Below are 18,167 nucleotides of genomic sequence, written 5' to 3' on the forward strand. Positions count from 1 at the left end.
TCAATATGAACAGTCAAAATCCTGTTTGGGGTTATCTTTTTTTTAGTTCTGCAATTGGAGAACTGGATGAGAGCTTTTCAATAGCACTTCCAAGGTCTCAATAATTTTTAGCTGTGTTTCTTCCATCAACAAAATTCCATGATTTAATAACATAATTTGCGGCTTAAGCCGAATTTGCGTCTCACGGACAGCCATTTCCAAATGCCCGATAGCTAACTCCATTTGTTCAGCAGCAGCCAAAACCTGACTATCAAGCAATCGCTCTAACAGTATATAATGGTAGGCTTGCACTAGCTGCGCAGCCTGGCTGTAGCCCTCACTATTGTAGTGATAACGGGCAAATTCTGAAAAATGATTAACAAACTCGGTAAATTCGTGATTGGTAGCGAGCGTCATATCAGATACTGCACTATAGATTAGTTTGTTTAGCTCATGAATATAGCTATTTTGCACCCTCATTAATGCCAGCAAATTATTAAGGTCTTCCACCTGGTTAAACAATGGCATCACCCCCAAGGCGGCGCGTCTAAGAACATTATAGTGTATGTTATTCAGTTTCTAAGTATTATGTCACTAAAGAACAATGAAAGCCGCCGCTGAGCTGTTCGGTAAGAACGCCCGGCGGCGGCTAAAAACCTTTTTCTATACTAGTTTATTTGTAAATATCAGGATTGACGCAGGTAAGAGGCTTGTTGCCGGTAAGGACGGCAATAATATTGTTAGCGGCAATTTCAGCCATGGCGTTCCGGGTTTCAATTGTTGCATTACCAAGATGCGGTGCCAGAATAACATTGTCGAGCACCTCAAGACCTGCAGTCACTTTAGGTTCAAACTCGTAAACGTCAAGCGCCGCACCGGCAATTGTTTTATTTCTCAGCGCCTCGAGCAAAGCTGCCTCGTCAATAAGCGGACCACGTGCTGCATTGATAAGGAAAGCTGTTGGCTTCATGCTGGCCAGTTCTTTAGCACCAATCATATGCTTCATCGAAGGATTGTAGCTCTGATGGAAAGTCAAGAAATCAGACTGCTTGATTACGTCTTCAAGCGGCATGAATTCAAGCCCCAGCTCTTGTTCTATTTCAGGGCTTAGACGGGTACGGGTATAATATATTATTCGCATGTCAAAGCCTTTGGCACGTTTAACTACCGCTTTACCAATGTTGCCCATGCCAACAATCCCCAGCGTCTTGCCTGTTACTTCGACCCCTAGGTGATACAGCGGCGCCCAACCGGTAAACTTGCCGGCGCGCGTGGTTTTATCACCTTCAACAATGCGGCGGGCAATAGCCAAAATAAGACCCCAAGTTAAATCGGCAGTAGCATTAGTTGAAACTTTAGGGGTGTTAGTCACTGGTATTTTCCGGGCCGTGGCTGTAGAAACATCAATATTATTAAAGCCAGCACCATAATTGGCAATAATCTTTAAATTAGGATTCGAGTTAATAATATCAGCATCAATACTGTCAGAAAGCAGGCAAAGCAGCGCATCTTTGCCTGCCAGGCCATCAGTAATCTCCTGTTTACTTAAAAGGCGGAGGTCGTTATGCATTGTTACTTCAAAATGCCTGGACAGCATATCGGCCGCAATCTGAGGAATAATCCCCGAAACAAATACTTTCTGCTTCATGTCAACAGCTCCTTTTTATTTACCTGCCTTGAATGTATTATCATTATATATTTTACCAAATTTCGCTTATTTATGGTAGACTCCACCAGCAGGATAACCTGTCTTTCATAACGAATAATTGGGGAAAGAAAATCAAGGAGGCACTTTTTATGGCAATGCTTTCAATGACTGACCAAGCCCTTGAATATATCAAATCCCGTGGAAAACCGGTATATCTTGAACTTTTTCAGGTCATTAGCTGCTGAATTGATTTAAGAGAAAGCCCGGCTGTACGCCTGGGCCAGCCGCGTAACCCTGAAAACTACAATCTTGAAGAAATCCGGGGCATTATGGTATATATCCCTCATGAGCTGCCCAACATACCACTGACCATTGCCCTCAGCAGCTTTTTCTGGTTTAAGAGACTAGTTATTGAAGGCTGGCAGCTAGCCTAAAAAGAAAGCCCTGGCGTTAAACGCCAGGGTTTCTTTCTGTCATATTCGGTTTTACTGTTTTAAAATAATTTTGCATCTTATCAATGAGAAGATAGACCAGCGGGATTATGACAAGCGTCAGAAAGGTCGATGTGATTAACCCACCGATCAGCGAGACACCCATCGAGGAGCGAATTTCAGCCCCTGCGCCAATACCCAACGCAATCGGCAACATCCCAAAGATCATAGCCATGGTAGTCATTAAAATCGGTCGCAGCCGCACAGAACCAGCCTCTACCAGCGCATCAATAATCGGCACCCCTTGCTCCCGTTGCTGATTGGTATAGTCCACCAGCAAAATAGCATTTTTCGTTACCAGACCCATTAGCATGATAACACCAATCAGGGACATAATGTTGATCGTATTTCCTGATATCAATAAGCCAAGTACAGCCCCAACTAAAGAGAAAGGCAATGACAGCATAATTGTCAACGGATGAATAAAGCTTTCAAACTCGGCTGCCAATACCATGTAAATCAGAATAACGGCCAGTATCAGTGCTTTACTAATCTCTTTAAACGAGCTTTCCATCATCTGCGCTTGGCCTACCAGCTTATGAGTATAACCCAGCGAGAGATTGAGACTAGGAATAATTTCTTTCACTTTAGCGATTACTTCGCCGGGAGTAGTGCCAACCGCGTTAGCATAAACAATGACTTGCCGTTGGCGGTCTTCGCGGTCAATCTGAGTTGGGCCGGATGAGAGCTTGACTTCAGCAATGTCCCCCAGCCGGATAAAGCCATTCTTACCGCTAATACGAAGATTTGCCACATCTTCCAGACTAAGCCGATTTTCCTGTTTTAGCTGGACACGCATATCATAGTCACTGTCAGCCACATTATATTGATTTTTAGCCGTTGAGCCTAGAAAGGCAATTTGTACAGCCTTACCGGCTGCAGTCGCATCTAGTCCAGCATCACCCAACCGGTCTGGATCAAATTTCACCTGGACCTCAGGTTCAGACTGCTCACTCGATATGTCAACATCGGTAGTGCCGGGAATCTGCTTAATTTTCTCGGCCAGTGTACTGGCATACATGTTTAGCGTATCGAGTTCCGGACCCCGCAGCGCTACCTGAATCGGACGGGAATCGCCTCTGCCCTGGCTTTGTCCTGTCGATACAGATACCTTTAGCCCTTTGACATTACGGAATTTAACGCGAAGTGAATCCATAATCTGCATCATGGAACGTGAGCGCTTACCTGAGTCTACCAGCCGTATACCGACCATCGAACGGTAAACCTGACGGTTCATACCGACGACCATATACGCTGATTCAAGTTCAGGGATAGCCATAACTTCTTTTTCGACCTGAGCCACCAGCTCTTTATTGCGTTCGATGGAGGTTCCGGCCGGCGCCATCATATTGATATTGAATTCGCCCGAGTCATATGTAGGCTGAAACTCTGACCCCAGAAAGGGCATCAACAGCGCATTAAGGAAAAGAGATAATAGGGCCAGCGCTACAAGCTTCTTGGGTCGCTTTAGAGCCCAATATAAAAGCTGCCGGTAGTTTTCCCGCAGAGACTCAAAACCTTGTTCCCACTTATCCAGCAGCGCCTCCAACCAGCGCAGTTGGCGGCCTGCTGCATCATGATTTGCCTTGAGCCAGTACGCTGACAGCATCGGCGTAAGCGTAAAGGCTACAAACAGCGAGAAAGCTACAGCAAACGCTACCGTCAAGCCGAATTGCTTAAAATACTGGCCGATGATCTCGCCCATGTTACCGACAGGAACAAATACGGCAAGAATAGAGAAGGTCGTTGCCAAAACGGCCAAGGAAATTTCTTTAGTCCCTTCACGTGCCGCATCCATGGGACCTTTCCCTTCCTCCATGTGACGGAAGATGTTTTCTACAATAACGATGGCATCGTCAATGAGGATGCCTACCGCTAAACTAAGGCCCATTAGCGACATGTTGTTAAGTGTAAAATTCATAACCTTCATCAAAAAGAAGGTGGATATAATCGAAGCAGGAATAGCAATTGCACCAATCACTGTAGCCCGCGTGTTGCGCAGGAACAGGAAGGTAATGGCTACTGCCAGTAAGCCGCCAAAAACCATGGATACCATAACATCTTCGACACTATTTCTAATATAAATAGCGTTATCCCGAACCTTAGTCACCTTAATGTCCGGTGGGAGAACATTCTGCTCCAACTGTTGCATAGACTGCTTTACTTTTTCAGCTACACCCACTGTATTCGTGCCTGACTGCTTCTGAATGGCAACAATAACGCTGGGTACACCGTTTGTCGCGGCATAGGTCCGCTCTTCGCCCCAGGTGTCTTTTACACTGGCCACTTCATGAAGCCGCACCAAACGCCCTTGCTGGTTAAGCACAATAATTTTTTTGATGTCATCAACACTTTCATATTTGCCAATCGTTCTAACTGTCAATTCAATGCCTTTTTCAGTAACCCGTCCGCCTGGAGTATTGACATTATTGTTATTAACAGCGTCAAGTAACTGTTGCAAACTAAGACCATAGGCCTCTAGCTTACGTGGGTCGGCCAGAATTTGGATCTCCCTTTGAGCAGCGCCGTACACACTGACCTCAGCTACCCCTTCTAGCTGCTGGAGCTGGTCTTTAACAATATCCTCAGCAATCTTCCTAATCTCACCCCGTTGCCGAGTATCTGATGCCAGGCTAAAGGTGAGAATAGACTGCGCAGTAATATCATACCGCTGCACTACCGGTTCATCAATCTGTTCTGGCAGCCGCCGCCGGACACCGGCGACCTTTTCCCGCACATCATTAGCAGCCATCTTCGGGTTTGTCCCTAACTCAAATTCAATGGTAGTCTGGGATACGCCCTCTCGTGATACCGATGATAGTGTCTTAATGCCCGCAACCGAGCTGACAGCGTCTTCAATCGGTTTGGTAATAAGGCTCTCCATCTCCTCTGGTGAGGCACCTGTATATGTAACGCTTGCCATGACAAGGGGAAACTCAACATCAGGATAAAGATCAATACCAAGACCGGGATACGAGTTTAAGCCAAATACCACCAGCAGCATAACCAGCATGGTAGTAAATACTGGTCGTTTTATAAAAACGTCAATCATTTACTTGCCAGCCTCCCCGGGCGCTCCCAGTCTGACTGTTGAACCGTCTCGCAGTTTGTTTTGGCCAGCTATTACAATGTTCTCGCCTTCCTTAACACCATCAACCACCTCGGCCCAACCGCCGCCGACATACCCTAGTTTAAGGGTACGCTGCTCAACTTTGTTGTCAGCGGCAAGCACATAAATTGTCTTAATATCTTCCCGCATGACCAACGCTGTTTCAGGCACTACAACCGCTTTCGCATGGATCTGTCCAGGAACTTCAACTTTTGCAAACATACCAGCCTTCAGGATATTTTGCTGATTAGGGATTGAAACTTCGGCAGTAAATGTACGTGAAGGCATGGCAGCTACCGGCGACAGCCGGGTAATAGTCCCGACAAACTCCTGACTGCCAAGAGCATCCACCTTGACCTTAACGCTAGCACCTTGTTTTAGCTGAGCAATCTCGGCTTCACCTACAGTGGCTTTTGCCAACAAGGTGTTAATATCAGCCACTGTCACAATCGATGACCCTGCTTTTGCGTAAAAACCTGATTGCAGGTAGCGTTTGACTACCACGCCACCACGTGGCGCAGTCACAGTAGCACCTGTTAGTTTGCTATCATATAGGGCCAATGCGCCCTCAGCTGCCCTGACCTGGCCAGCAGCCAAATCCCGCTTAGTCCTGGCCGAATCAAGAGTTTGTTCCGATACAGCGCCCTGTTTGGCCAGCGGTTCCATCCGTCTGAAATCAAGTTCTGCCTGTTCAAGATTGGCCCGAGCCTGAAATAAGTTGCCTTCGGCCTGGATAACCTGAGCCGCAAGTTCCCCCATGTCAAGCACAGCTATTGTCATCCCGGCAGAAACGGTATCACCCTCATCCACAGTAAGCTGATCGATACGTCCGTCAACTTTGCCGGAAATATCGGCGCTCCATACCGGTTCAAGATTAGAGGAAAAGGTTAAAACCGGTGTAACATCGCGTCTGGTTACAGCTGCAACCTCAACAGCAACAGCCTGCCCTTGTGACACTCGTCCAGCCCGCTCTTTACTAGCTTGCATGTTACTATAAATCCGGTAGCCAACAATTCCAGTCAAGACCAGTGCAATAACTGATACAATAATAATTGCTTTTCTCTTCTTGCTTGCCAACCTGCTCATTCCTCCAAAAGAAAAAATTACATACCCAGTTCCTATTCGACAGCTAAATAGGCTCTCCTGCCATGCAATGTTAATTTTTCGTTGCGGTTGTACATGCTAAAATTACCAAAAGAGGCTGGGGGAAAACTTAGAGATAAGTTAAATAGTAAAAGCAACTCGACTTTAGAAACTCAGAGAGGGAGTACCAGTCTGGTACTCCCTCTCTGAGTGCTTATTACTGATTTTCTGTTAGCTGGGACAGCACAGCTCTGACATGCTCTTCAGATACATCTTGAGTAATAGTCACCCGGCCAATGTCTTGCATCAACACCCAGTTGACCTTGCTATCAACAACCTTTTTATCTCTTGCCAAATACCCCAGCAGTTCGTCTGTTCCGTAACCGGGAGCAGTCAAAGGTAATCCCATAGCATTAATTAACTGTTTTACCGCGGTGCACTCTGCCAGACTGCATAAATTCAGGCTGCTGCTGAGTAGCGCCGCGCCGTGCATTCCAATGGCTACAGCCTCGCCATGATTGTACTCAGAGTAGCCGCCTACCCCCTCTACAGCATGACCAATGGTATGACCGAAATTCAATATCATGCGCACAGAGGTTTCCCGTTCATCCTGTGCGACAACCTCAGCCTTAAGCTGACAGCAGCGGCTGATAACCTCGGTCAATACGGCGGGATTCCGCACCAGAATCGAATCCACATGGCGGGTAAGATAAGCGAAAAAACCGGGGTCAGCAATGACTCCGTATTTGACTACCTCTGCCAAACCTGCCTTTAACTCGCGTTCAGGCAATGTGTCTAATACCAATGGGTCAATCACCACCAACTGGGGCTGGTAAAAAGCTCCGATCAGATTCTTACCCAGAGGGTGATTAACAGCCGTTTTACCACCAACGCTTGAATCTACCTGAGCCAACAGTGTTGTCGGCACCTGAATAAACGGCACGCCGCGCAGATAAGTAGCAGCAATAAACCCGGCCAAGTCGCCGATTACGCCGCCACCCAAAGCTATAATTGGCGACTTGCGGTCAAGCCCCAAACTTATCGCTTTAGTAAAAACTTTATCTGCCGTAGCCAGTGACTTAGAGCTCTCGCCGGGTTCAACAACCAAGACACTGGGCGTGAAACCGGCTGTAATCAGGCTGTCAACCAGTGCCCCAGAATATAGCGAATTGACGTTCTCATCTGTTACGATAAGCGCTCTTCTGCTAAAAGGCATATCCTTCATTAACTGACCGACCTGACCAAGACCAGCGGCCTGAATATGGATGGTATAACTATGGTCTGCTAAGTTAACTCTTACTTCGGCCACGCAGATGCCTCCCTTCGCGTAACAGCGCAATGATCTTTTCCGCCACATGATGCGGCGGCAGGCAGGTAGTATCAATCGTGTAATCGGCCTTCATATAGAGACTGGCCCGGTCACTAAACAGCTTGGAAACACGTTCGGCCCGGTCTTCACAATCTAACAGCGGCCGAACCCCTCGCCGGGAAGTTCGCTCCAGGATCGTTTCCAGTGAAGCTGTAAGCGCAATGATTATGCCAGTATTTTTTAGCCTGATCATGTTTTCCTGCTTAAGCACAACACCGCCGCCAGTAGCGATCACCGCATTGTTATAACGGGATACCCGGGAAATCACATCCCGCTCAAGCTGCCGGAAGTGATTTTCACCATACAGTTGAAAAATTTCACTGATGGCAAGGCCTGTTTGTATTTCTATTTTCTTGTCTATATCAATAAAGGTACGGTTCAGCCGGCCTGCCAACAAACGCCCAGTGCTGGTCTTGCCAGTTCCCATAAACCCTATCAAAACTATGTTTTTCATTATTCCTCCGGAAAAGAGTTTAAACCTCTATTTAACAATACGTGCTGTAAGAAAAATCATTACTTCTGTTTCGCTCTGATAGTGGTTTGAATTTTTAAACAACCAGCCAAGTAGTGGTATATCACTTAAAAAAGGGACTACTCTTTTGGTATCACTTGATGTAGATCCGATTAGACCGCCAATTACCATAGTTTCGCCATCTTTCATGCGTACTTTGGTTTCGGCCTCTCGGGTAGTAATCCGATAAGCTTTCATCTCCGAAACTAGAGTTGGAGTACTAACTTCAGTATACACATCGGCTGTAATTAATCCTTGGTTATTTATCCTTGGAGTAAATGTAAGTTTTATACCGGCATCAATATATTCAATCGTCGTGGTCGTTTTTCCGTTTTCCGTTTTCTCATTAAGTACAGGAATACGATCGCCGATAAGAATTCTGGCTTGCTGCCCGTTTAGTGTAGTAATTTTCGGCCTAGCAAGAATCTTAGCATCGCCATTGCTGGCAAGAGCATTAATCTTAGCTTGATAATAGAACTCATAGGGAATACCTTCAGGAGTACGCCCGAATTGGATGATTCCACTTCGGGACTGCCGGGTTACTTTCCCTGGTTCATACGCTATTACTTGGCCGTCGGAGTTTGTAGTTACTTTAGGAGACTCTACGTCAGGCCACTGGGGTGTGGCTTCCCATGTCCATTCAATTCCTAGTTCCTTAGTTTTATCTTTATTAACGGCTACAACCTGTGCCTCAAGGGAAACCTGCTGGTATGGAATGTCAAGTTCAGACAATAACCGCCCCACTTGTTCGGCCTCTACCGCGGTCCCGTAGAAAACCAGCATATTAGTAGCAGTGTCGACCTTAAATCGGCCACCAGCTGCAGGGGTTGACTTGTTACCCGGCGCTGCCCCTGTTTTAGCACTATCAGCTGTTCCTTTACTACTTAACTTAACCTCTGCCGGTTTCCCTCCTCCGCTTGAACTGCCTGATTCGGGAAATGCTAATGAAAGAATTTCCATAGTACTTGCTGGATCAGCATATTGCAACTTAAAAAAGTGAACACTCCCAAAATTACGCCCGAGCTGTTGGGAATCGCCAACTACAATAACATCACCGATCCGCTGATAGGTTAACCCTTTGGTCTTTGTAACTAAATCTAATGCTGTTTCAAAGGGGATATTCTTGAGTTGAATCGTAATATTACCAGAAACCGAATCATCAACCACCACATTGACTTCCCCAATGGTTGCCAGGGCGGTAAGGACATCACGCACCTCACCATTAGTGACATTCATATTCACTTGGGGATTGGCTGCTGAAACTCCCGTTACTGCGAGAAAAAAGAGCGACAGCGCTAAAACCATTGATTTCATCAAATAGCGCATGTATTTTTCACCTTTCTAAAGTCAAAACTTTTCTACCTTGTGGGCCCCATAGAATAGCAGAGCTTTCCCCAACTGATAAAAGCTGATATGGACCAATATAGTCTTTAATCTGATATGACCGGCTAACACCGGCGTTTTTAATTATGGCAACATTTTGCCCGCCGCCGCCTACTACGCCAACAAGTACCAGAGGAATTTCCGGCGCTTTGGGAGGCGGTGAAACAGTACTCTGCTCACCCGTGAAATTGGTTTGCGGCTGTGGTGTAACCGGCACCGCTACAGGCTGAAATTCTTTGGGAACAGCAAACGGATCACGCACCACGCTATTTGCGGAATAACCTTGGGGCATTACCGGCTGAGTCGCTGCTTGCGGAGCAGTTGAAATACCTTGTTGAGAATTTTCCGGGAGACTGCTTGAGAAGGCAGCCAGCCCAGGAGTCCAACCAAAGTATACAGTCGTCGCCATTATACAGCAACAGACAATCATGATCCACGTGCTGCGCTGTTTACGCAGCTTGAGGTATTCAAGCTGTTTGCGCTGTTTGCGAGTAAGTTTCTCCACAATTTCAACTCCTCTCATGCCAAACTTCATCTAACGTAGTTATTTATTAATTCGGGTTTGATAATTACCTATAGTTGCTTTTAAATCTTCGATACTATCGCCGCCGAACTTTTCTAACAGTGCCTGGGCTAAGACAATTGCTGCCATGGCTTCGGCAACTACAGCGGCAGCCGGAACAGCACTTACATCACTTCGTTCAGTGTTAGCCTTTTCCGGTGTTTTATCGACAATATTCACAGTATTAAGCGGCTTCATCAAGGTTGGGATTGCCTTCATGACAGCCCTGAGGACAATATTCTCGCCATTACTGATACCACCTTCAATACCACCAGCATTGTTTGTACGCCGATAATAGCCCTGATCGCAATCATGATATATTTCATCATGGACTTGACTGCCAGGCAAATTAGCATAGGCAAATCCGGCGCCAAATTCCACACCTTTAATCGCTTGAATTGACATAACCGCAGCAGCCAAGCGTGTGTCCAGACGTCTGTCCCACTGTACATGGCTACCCAAACCTGGCATAATGCCAGCAGCAATTACTTCAAAGATACCCCCAAGCGAATCACCTGCTGTCTTGGCATTGGCAATAGCGTTTATCATCGCTTCTTCTGTCTGAGCGCCACCTATGTTCAAGACTCTAGAAGTAATTGTTATTCCCGCCACAGCTAGCAGTTGCTTAGCAATACTGCCAACTGCTACACGGGTTGCTGTTTCCCGGGCACTAGCCCTTTCAAGTATATCCCGAATATCTTGCCGCTGATATTTTAAGATACCGGGCAAGTCAGCATGTCCTGGGCGTGGAGCAGTTACCTTGTCACCGTAGGGTTGGCCAAATACAGACATTCTCTCTTGCCAATTTTCCCAATCACGGTTAGTAATGACTATTGTTAGGGGACTTCCTAAGGTAATACCAAACCGCACACCAGAGGCTATATCGGCTTTATCTTTTTCAATTTTCATTCTCCCGCCCCGGCCAAACCCCTGCTGGCGTCGAGCCAGATCGGCATTAATCTCATCTAAATCCAGCTCTAACCCAGCGGGAAGACCTTCAATGATCGCTGTGAGCGCTGGTCCATGCGACTCACCGGCTGTTAGAAATCTAAACATTTAAACACCTCTGTTCGTAAGAGAACTTACTTTTTTACTGGCGGAGACTTAGCTGTCTGCTGCTGTGCAGCCTCAGGAGAAACACCGTAGCTGTAGATAGCTAACGTAAGTCTAACCTCTAGCATTCCCTGCCTTACCTGAATATTAGCATTACTAGTCGAATTAAATCGCTGGCTATTCTCAATCTTATTCATAAATTCGAGCAGACTGTTAAAGGAGCCTCGTATTTGAATCTCGACAGGAATTTCTCGATATCCGTTTTTGTTTACAGGGGCCGAAGGTTTAATTTCGGACAGACGTACGCCACTAATTTTAGCTGCTTGCTCAACTTCTTTTAAAAACTCACCTATTTCCGGCTGATTAGGAAGCTTGGCTTCTACCTGTGCAACTTTTAAGTCTACTTCCCGTACATGCTGCCCTGGGTCAGGATGTTTCTGGGCATATACTTCAATAGTTTGTATACGCTGGCGTTCTGTTTGGTATTGCGCTAAAAGTGTGTTGATATGCTGTCGCTGAGGCGCTATTATCCAAAAATAGATTAGAATAGCTGCTGCGACTAATCCAACACCCAATATGATTGCTTTTTGCTTAAGACCTAATTTAGCTAGCCACCCTGTCACAACTATATCCCCTTAAGTTTAACAGTCATTTCAAATTTCGTGTAAGAATACTTGGCATCCTGTTCTGCCTTTATTAGCACAGGCTCAACTAACAAAGCATCCTGCTCTAATTGTGTTATAAAATTAGCCAAATCCGGGTATGTCATCGCGTTACCTTTAATTAATATAATATTTTTGTCACCGGCACCCAATTCTGAAAGCCAGACTTGCGGCGGTGTTATAACTCCAAAATGAGAAAGAATGGCATTCCATGATTTCCTGTCAGTTGTTAATTTAATCAATGTATTTTTTTTCTCATCTAAGATGTTTTGTTTAGTATTGGCAAGTTGCATCTTATCTTGCGTTGGCCGTAACAACACATATTGTTGGCGTGCGCTCTCAATTTGCTGTTCTAAAGACCATATTATGTAAGTATTGTAAGCAAACATACTAGAAAACAGCATGATGAATACGATAATGAACAGTAATACAATCTTCTTAAATGGCCATTCAGAGCGCCTTTCGGACGGCGGGAGTAAATTAATTGTTATCATAATTGCCTCCACGCATGGCAAGACCAATAGCAACAGCCATCTGTGTCGATATACTACGTAAATACTGCTCATCGAATGAAGAAATAGCGGTTAGGCTATTGAGTGGATTATGCTGCAGGACCTGAACATCACCAAGCAGAGCCGTCAAATGTTGCGGCAAATTATCAAGCTTAGCACCACCGCCAGTGAGATATATTCTATCAATAACCGCTTCTCGGTTTTGCACCTGGTAATATTCGAAAGTACGCCGCACCTCACGCGCAAGTTCGGCAACAAGTAATTCCAGCCGCTGATGTAATATTGGCAGTTCACCCTCAAAATCGGGACGCTTCAGCAACCCAGCCTGACGTTGTTTCAAACGTTCAGCTTCCATATAGTCGAGTTCGAGAGTTTGCATAATTACCTCGGTGAACCGGAGACCACCGACAGGAATAAAGCGAGTAACAGACGGACTTGAGCCTTGGAAGACGATAACCTGAGAAGCATCATTGCCTATATCAATAACTATGGCGTTTTTTGCGTCAGCCAATGTCCGGTACAGGGCGAGTGGTTCGATATCAATTGCAAGAGGCTTACAGTTAGCCTCTTTTAACACAGCGATTAATGTATTTACAAGATCATGTGGTGCTGCCACCAGCAGCACCCTTATCTCCAACTCACTTTTTCCCTGCCCTATTACGGCAAAATCATAATAATAGCTGTCTGGCTCATAGGGAACGTATTTTTCCAAGTCCCATTTGATAGCCTCTTTAAGTTCTTCCTTACTCATAGCGGGAAGCATTACTTCCCGGACAAACACTGACCTACCAGATACAGCCACAACTACTTCCCTTGACGAAATCCCGCTCGTAGACAACAACCTTCTAATAATATCGGCAAGGGCCTCAGCATTCGCTACATACCCATCTTGCATAACGTTTTCTGGTAAATCAATTAGACCTACAGCCTTAAGTACTGGCTGTCCGTTATTCAACAACACTTCTGCCGCTTTAACATGCCCTGTGCCAATATCAATTCCAACAACGTTTGAAGGCCGTCTTATTAGCCATTCCAGTAGCCGGTTCTTTACAATGTCAAATCTATTTAGGTTCATGATGAGGTCGACTAGATACGATTTGCACAGCATGACTAATAGCGGTAAGAATATCGACGTTAAACTGCTGTTCTAGCGATTTAACTCTAGTAAAGGTTTCCCCTTGGCTTGTCACGACATAGCGAGGTGGTAAAAAATTCAAGGCCAGTGCAACTACGTCGTAGCGACACTTTTCACACTTGCAGACGTTTCTGTGACCGGCAAGTACCTCATCAAGCCGTTGCCATACTAAGTCTTCCATAAAGTTTTTAAGTTGCATAAATTATCCCCTTTATGTGTAAGATTCACTGTTCAAGCTAGGTATCCCATTTGAACCTTTCAGCACTGCTCACATTTACCGACAACCATTTTAGAATGGTAGCCTCATAGTTATGTCGCCCAACCATGGAAGCATAATTATAAACTCCACTATCAAGATGGAAAACTACTTTTCGGATAGCTTTATTTACCATACCTGTCGACTCAATACGTTTACCGGCAGAATCATTAATAACCACTACAGAATAGCTGCCATCACCAAGCGAAGCTTTAACAGAGCTTTTCCCCCAATTGGCGTTATGAGAAAGTTCGACAAGCCCCCTTCGGACTCCTGCTTCAGCCAGACATTGTGCCGCGACCCCGTCACGAAAATTGGCAGCCATAGTAACTTCAGCCGAGCTTAGATATAGAAAAGCCCCGCCGATGTTTCCTAATATAGCCATGGCAATAATAGCGAAAAATGACGCAGCCCCAGTCTCGCTACTTATCCACTTCCGGAAATCGAGCATCTCCACCTACACCCCTTCAGGTCTAGTAACGTGGTCTTACTTCATTCATGATTTAATACCGCCATTGCCGACTGACACGTAAACGTTGCTCCTGTTGTTTTGTCTTTCGCCGTTATCTTAATGGTCGCCAACCTTCCTTGAGCAGTAAACATCGGCGTTCCGTCCGGATTATCAATGATGATAATTGAGCCCTCTTGATCATTCACGCCATTACCTGCAAAAGGTTGCGGCGACCCGCTCCCTTGCGTAATGCAGAGTGCCTTAGTCTCGGGATCAACTCCAAAAACAATTATGCCAGCTGCTGATTTTATTCTTAGCGTTTTGCCGTCAGGACTACTCACAGTGTAGGCATATCGAACCTGACGTGCGATGGTATCTACGGCAATCCGGACAGTCTGATGAATTTCCACGTGGCTCTTACCCTGTTGCCAGGAACGAAGACTAGTAAATAAAAGTCCAAAAATAGCAGACATCAACAGGACTGTCAAACCCAGCCCTATCATGAGTTCTATCAGTGTAAACCCGGACTGCCCTTTAATATTCTTTATAAGATCCTGCTTTATCACCATATTCATCACTATGGTGAACCAGATTGCGGCATTTCCCGGATTACATATGTTACCAAAGTAACAGCGGCTTGTGCATCAGTGCGGGCTGCCTTAACCGTCACCTGGATAATTCTCTGTTTAGTTGGATCGGGGTCCCGACCACTATCTATAGCTACAATATGACGAGTATAATGAATATCATTTAAGATTAGTGTCGGCGGATCATATGTATAAGGTAAATTCTCAGTAGACCAGTCTTTTACCTTCATACTTTCGATCTGTTCCTGTGCCAAGTTTGTAAGAACAGTATACTCGGCCCCACTGACAGTTGCATGGGTAGCGGAAATAAACATAGCGGCGAAAGCAACAAGAGCTACAGACACAATGACTGTAGCGAGAATTACCTCTACAAGGATATAGCCCTGTTGGCTTCTTATACCAGCCATTTACTTCGCCATCCTACTAATAAGGTGTGTTAGAATTATTTGTTAACCGCACACGTCCTGTTGGTGACAGAATAACATACAAAGATTGGGATGTGACCTTGCTCTTTAACTCTATAGTGTACTCGCCCGACTGTACACCCCCATTTACTCGGAACTGGATATCAGGAGGGTATCCCATCAATTCAACGGTATCGGGAAGATACACCATTCGAATGGTATTAGGTCCATCAGTAAAATTATAGTGGGGAGTACCATCATTAATAAAGCGAATTTTATAGACATGGCTTGTACCAGCATTGATTGCCGTTTGCTGTAGACTACGAATATCTGCAACAAGGTTTCTGGCGGTTGCCTCTAGTTCATGTTGAGCTATCGTAGAGCCAAGTGTGGGAACAGCCAAAGCTGACAATATACCGATAATGGCAATCACAACAAGAACTTCTATTAATGTAAATCCTCTCTGCATAGCCTCACCTGGAAATATAGAAGTACCAGCGAATCAGATCATAACCATACATCATACTAACAAAAGCACCCAGAGCGATAAATGGGCCAAAAGGAATGAAGTCCTTGCGGCTTTTTAACTTTAGAAGAAGCAGTAAAGCGCCACCGATACCACCTATGATAAAAGATAAAAACAAAGTGAGTAGTGTTAGCTTAAGTCCCAACCATAGACCTAAAGCGGCTACAAACTTGATGTCGCCGCCACCCATGCCGCCGCGGGTAATCACGGCAATAATGAGTAGTAAGCCACCGCCAGTGAGGCTGGCTGTAAGCATGTCTGATATTGTTGGATAGCCAATATATAGATTTATACCAACACCAGCTACAAAAAACCAAATAAGGACTTTATCCAGAATAAGCTGATGGTCATAATCAATAAAAGTAATTACTATGAGGAACGAAGTAAAAGTAAGTACCTTAATAAGCTCCGGACCTAGGCCAACAACTTGGAAGCACCATAGGAACAAGACTCCGGTGATGATTTCAACCACGACATATCGTGGGGGAACTGAAGTACCACAATAGCGGCATTTGCCTCGAAGAAATAGATAGCTAATTACAGGCACTAAATCACAAAGGTGGAGACGCATATTACATTGTATACAATGCGACGGTGGTCGAATTATCGACTTATTTTGTGGCAACCTATAGATGCACACGTTAAGGAAACTCCCTACTATTAATCCCATCCATAACATTCCAATAATCAACAAATTCTCCCCACTTAAACTTATCCAAGGCGGTTCACCCGCCTTGGATAAAAAAAGATTACCATGCTGTGTACGTACTGCTACCGGGTGAATTACGGGTAGTATTACTAGAGTCAGCTCCACTTAGTACGTAGCTTGCTGGAGTACCACCATTTGCAGCAGTATAGGTGTATGCTATGTCCACACCTTGCGCGTCCTTCGGCCATGCTGCTATATAGGTCTTTACCAAACCAGATCCATCGTCCTTTTGAGCACCGACTAAGTTCGTAGGGTAGGAACCTTTTGCTGCGTAAAATTGAGACAAAGCAGTATCGACTGTACGCATATCTGCTTTAAGTTTAGCATCTTTTGCGGAACTCGTAGAATTAGAAAGTTTCGGAACCGCAATTGCAGCTAATATGCCGATAATAGCAATAACTACCATTAGCTCGACTAGAGTAAAGCCCTTTTGGTTTTTCATGCTGTTTCTTATTTTCATAATCATATCTTTCACCTCCTTCCAATTAATTTCAGTTTTGATGTCATATCGATGCACCAAAATTAGACATTACATCAAACATAGGCAGCATAACTGATATAACAATAAACCCAATAATGACTCCAAGTACCCCAATTAAAATAGGCTCCATCATACTACTCAGCCTACTAACCATATCATCAACATCACTATCATAAAAATCAGCGATCTTCTCCAGCATTTTATCTAGTTCCCCTGTTTCCTCACCAATGGCCACCATTTGCACTACCATAGGGGTAAAAACGTTGCTGGCGCCCAGCGGTGTGGCCAAACCAAGCCCTTCACGAATACTGTTCTGAGCTGTAGTCAAGGCTCTTGCCATACTGAGATTGCCTGAGGTCTTTTTCACTACTTCAATGGCGGTAATAATGGGCACGCCGCCCCGCACCAACGTTGACAGCGTGCGGCTAAAACGGGCGATAGCCACCTTGCGCCACAACAGGCCAAACACTGGTAAAACAAACATCAACTGATCCATAACTATCCGATATTTAGGCCGACGCGCTAACAATACCAGTCCATAGCCAGCCAACACCAGAATAGCTGCCAACCATACGCCGTAGTTAGTGAGAAAACCGCTTAGTTCCAGGAGAATACGGGTGGGCAACGGCAGTTCGACCTTCATGCTCTCAAACATCTTCATAAAGGTCGGCAGAACAAACGTTAGAATAAAGATGACCGCCAATATTGCCATGCCAATAACAACGGCAGGATAAACCATAGCCGACTTAACCCGCTCATTAAGCTTATGCTCTTTTTCGAAGTGAGTTGCCAGCCTGCTGAGCACCTCGTCAAGCACACCACCCACTTCCCCGGCTTCCACCATATTGATCATGATATCAGGGAAAATATTGGAGTGCTCGGTCATTGCCTTTGACAAGGTTTCACCTTCTTGCACCTTCTTATAGATGACTTGAAGGGCTGTTTTGAGTTTGGGATTGTACGTCTGATCAATTAAGATACTTAGGCAGGCTACCAGCGACAGCCCTGCATCGACCATTGTGGAAAACTGCCGGCAGAACACAGCCAAATCTTTGATACTTACCCGCTGCAGACTATTTAACAGTGCACGGGTAAAGGAGCCAGATTTTTGTACTTTAATCTGAGTAACAAAATAGCCTTTATCGCGAATATAGGCGGCGACTGCGGCTTCGCTCTCGGCCATAATGTTGCCTGACAGCAGTTGACCATTGCGATCCCTGGCCTTATATATGTATGTTTTTGCCACCTATTGACAC

Annotated in this window: 21 protein-coding genes; 1 reads left to right on the plus strand and 20 read right to left on the minus strand. The window is 45.3% G+C overall.

The features are described 5' to 3' along the window. Positions 1-42: 42 nt before the first annotated feature. Both VN447_RS10980 and VN447_RS10985 read right to left on the minus strand, forming a co-directional pair. Positions 43-501: a hypothetical protein gene (locus tag VN447_RS10980; RefSeq protein WP_325525398.1), complete on the minus strand. Its 459-nt coding sequence runs from the start codon at positions 499-501 to the stop codon at positions 43-45. Between the two features lie 151 nt (positions 502-652). Further along, positions 653-1,627, minus strand: a complete 975-nt coding sequence (locus tag VN447_RS10985) for a 2-hydroxyacid dehydrogenase family protein (protein ID WP_325525399.1) — start codon at positions 1,625-1,627, stop codon at positions 653-655. 245 nt (positions 1,628-1,872) lie between these two features. Here VN447_RS10985 and VN447_RS23290 point away from each other — a divergent pair, with 245 nt between their 5' ends. Beyond that, the gene (locus VN447_RS23290; RefSeq protein ID WP_414714901.1) at positions 1,873-2,061 is read left to right on the plus strand and encodes a CC/Se motif family (seleno)protein; all 189 of its coding nucleotides are present in this window, start codon (positions 1,873-1,875) and stop codon (positions 2,059-2,061) included. Positions 2,062-2,077: 16 nt separating this feature from the next. On the opposite strand, the gene VN447_RS10990 is transcribed toward VN447_RS23290, so the two are convergent. From VN447_RS10990 to VN447_RS11075, 18 genes are all read right to left on the minus strand, one after another. Beyond that, complete coding sequence (locus tag VN447_RS10990; RefSeq protein WP_325525400.1) at positions 2,078-5,170, minus strand: efflux RND transporter permease subunit; 3,093 nt, start codon at positions 5,168-5,170, stop codon at positions 2,078-2,080. After that, positions 5,171-6,313, minus strand: a complete 1,143-nt coding sequence (locus VN447_RS10995; RefSeq protein WP_325525401.1) for an efflux RND transporter periplasmic adaptor subunit — start codon at positions 6,311-6,313, stop codon at positions 5,171-5,173. It lies immediately after the preceding gene. 214 nt (positions 6,314-6,527) lie between these two features. Continuing rightward, positions 6,528-7,619 (minus strand): 3-dehydroquinate synthase, encoded by a 1,092-nt coding sequence (aroB, locus tag VN447_RS11000; protein ID WP_325525402.1) that lies wholly within the window; start codon positions 7,617-7,619, stop codon positions 6,528-6,530. Further along, on the minus strand, positions 7,600-8,133 hold the full coding sequence (locus VN447_RS11005; RefSeq protein WP_325525403.1) for a shikimate kinase: 534 nt from the start codon (positions 8,131-8,133) through the stop codon (positions 7,600-7,602). The genes aroB and VN447_RS11005 overlap by 20 nt, the downstream gene beginning before the upstream one ends. Before the next feature lie 27 nt (positions 8,134-8,160). Further along, complete coding sequence (locus VN447_RS11010; protein ID WP_325525404.1) at positions 8,161-9,516, minus strand: secretin and TonB N-terminal domain-containing protein; 1,356 nt, start codon at positions 9,514-9,516, stop codon at positions 8,161-8,163. A gap of 7 nt (positions 9,517-9,523) precedes the next feature. After that, complete coding sequence (locus VN447_RS11015) at positions 9,524-10,078, minus strand: hypothetical protein (protein ID WP_325525405.1); 555 nt, start codon at positions 10,076-10,078, stop codon at positions 9,524-9,526. A gap of 39 nt (positions 10,079-10,117) precedes the next feature. Further along, positions 10,118-11,191 (minus strand): chorismate synthase, encoded by a 1,074-nt coding sequence (locus VN447_RS11020; RefSeq protein WP_325525406.1) that lies wholly within the window; start codon positions 11,189-11,191, stop codon positions 10,118-10,120. A 26-nt stretch (positions 11,192-11,217) separates the two neighbouring features. Further along, positions 11,218-11,811: a type 4a pilus biogenesis protein PilO gene (locus tag VN447_RS11025; RefSeq protein ID WP_325525407.1), complete on the minus strand. Its 594-nt coding sequence runs from the start codon at positions 11,809-11,811 to the stop codon at positions 11,218-11,220. Positions 11,812-11,813: 2 nt separating this feature from the next. After that, a complete protein-coding gene (locus VN447_RS11030) occupies positions 11,814-12,344 on the minus strand; it encodes a PilN domain-containing protein (RefSeq protein WP_325525408.1) in 531 nt (176 codons plus the stop codon). Beyond that, on the minus strand, positions 12,331-13,437 hold the full coding sequence (pilM, locus tag VN447_RS11035; RefSeq protein ID WP_325525409.1) for a type IV pilus assembly protein PilM: 1,107 nt from the start codon (positions 13,435-13,437) through the stop codon (positions 12,331-12,333). The genes VN447_RS11030 and pilM overlap by 14 nt, the downstream gene beginning before the upstream one ends. Then, the gene (locus VN447_RS11040; protein ID WP_325525410.1) at positions 13,424-13,696 is read right to left on the minus strand and encodes a late competence development ComFB family protein; all 273 of its coding nucleotides are present in this window, start codon (positions 13,694-13,696) and stop codon (positions 13,424-13,426) included. Before VN447_RS11040 ends, pilM begins: the two co-directional genes overlap by 14 nt. A 37-nt stretch (positions 13,697-13,733) precedes the next feature. Continuing rightward, positions 13,734-14,204: a hypothetical protein gene (locus tag VN447_RS11045; protein WP_325525411.1), complete on the minus strand. Its 471-nt coding sequence runs from the start codon at positions 14,202-14,204 to the stop codon at positions 13,734-13,736. A 41-nt stretch (positions 14,205-14,245) separates the two neighbouring features. Further along, a complete protein-coding gene (locus VN447_RS11050) occupies positions 14,246-14,779 on the minus strand; it encodes a PilW family protein (protein ID WP_325525412.1) in 534 nt (177 codons plus the stop codon). Positions 14,780-14,781: 2 nt separating this feature from the next. After that, complete coding sequence (locus VN447_RS11055) at positions 14,782-15,198, minus strand: hypothetical protein (RefSeq protein WP_325525413.1); 417 nt, start codon at positions 15,196-15,198, stop codon at positions 14,782-14,784. 16 nt (positions 15,199-15,214) lie between these two features. After that, complete coding sequence (locus tag VN447_RS11060) at positions 15,215-15,664, minus strand: type II secretion system protein (RefSeq protein WP_325525414.1); 450 nt, start codon at positions 15,662-15,664, stop codon at positions 15,215-15,217. A 4-nt stretch (positions 15,665-15,668) separates the two neighbouring features. Continuing rightward, complete coding sequence (locus tag VN447_RS11065; RefSeq protein ID WP_325525428.1) at positions 15,669-16,400, minus strand: prepilin peptidase; 732 nt, start codon at positions 16,398-16,400, stop codon at positions 15,669-15,671. 70 nt (positions 16,401-16,470) lie between these two features. Further along, the gene (locus VN447_RS11070; RefSeq protein ID WP_325525415.1) at positions 16,471-16,896 is read right to left on the minus strand and encodes a type II secretion system protein; all 426 of its coding nucleotides are present in this window, start codon (positions 16,894-16,896) and stop codon (positions 16,471-16,473) included. Between the two features lie 37 nt (positions 16,897-16,933). Continuing rightward, positions 16,934-18,157 (minus strand): type II secretion system F family protein, encoded by a 1,224-nt coding sequence (locus tag VN447_RS11075; protein ID WP_325525416.1) that lies wholly within the window; start codon positions 18,155-18,157, stop codon positions 16,934-16,936. Positions 18,158-18,167 lie beyond the last annotated feature (10 nt).

The organism is Sporomusa sp. (assembly GCF_035561155.1).
Taxonomy (GTDB): Bacteria; Bacillota; Negativicutes; order Sporomusales; family Sporomusaceae; genus Sporomusa.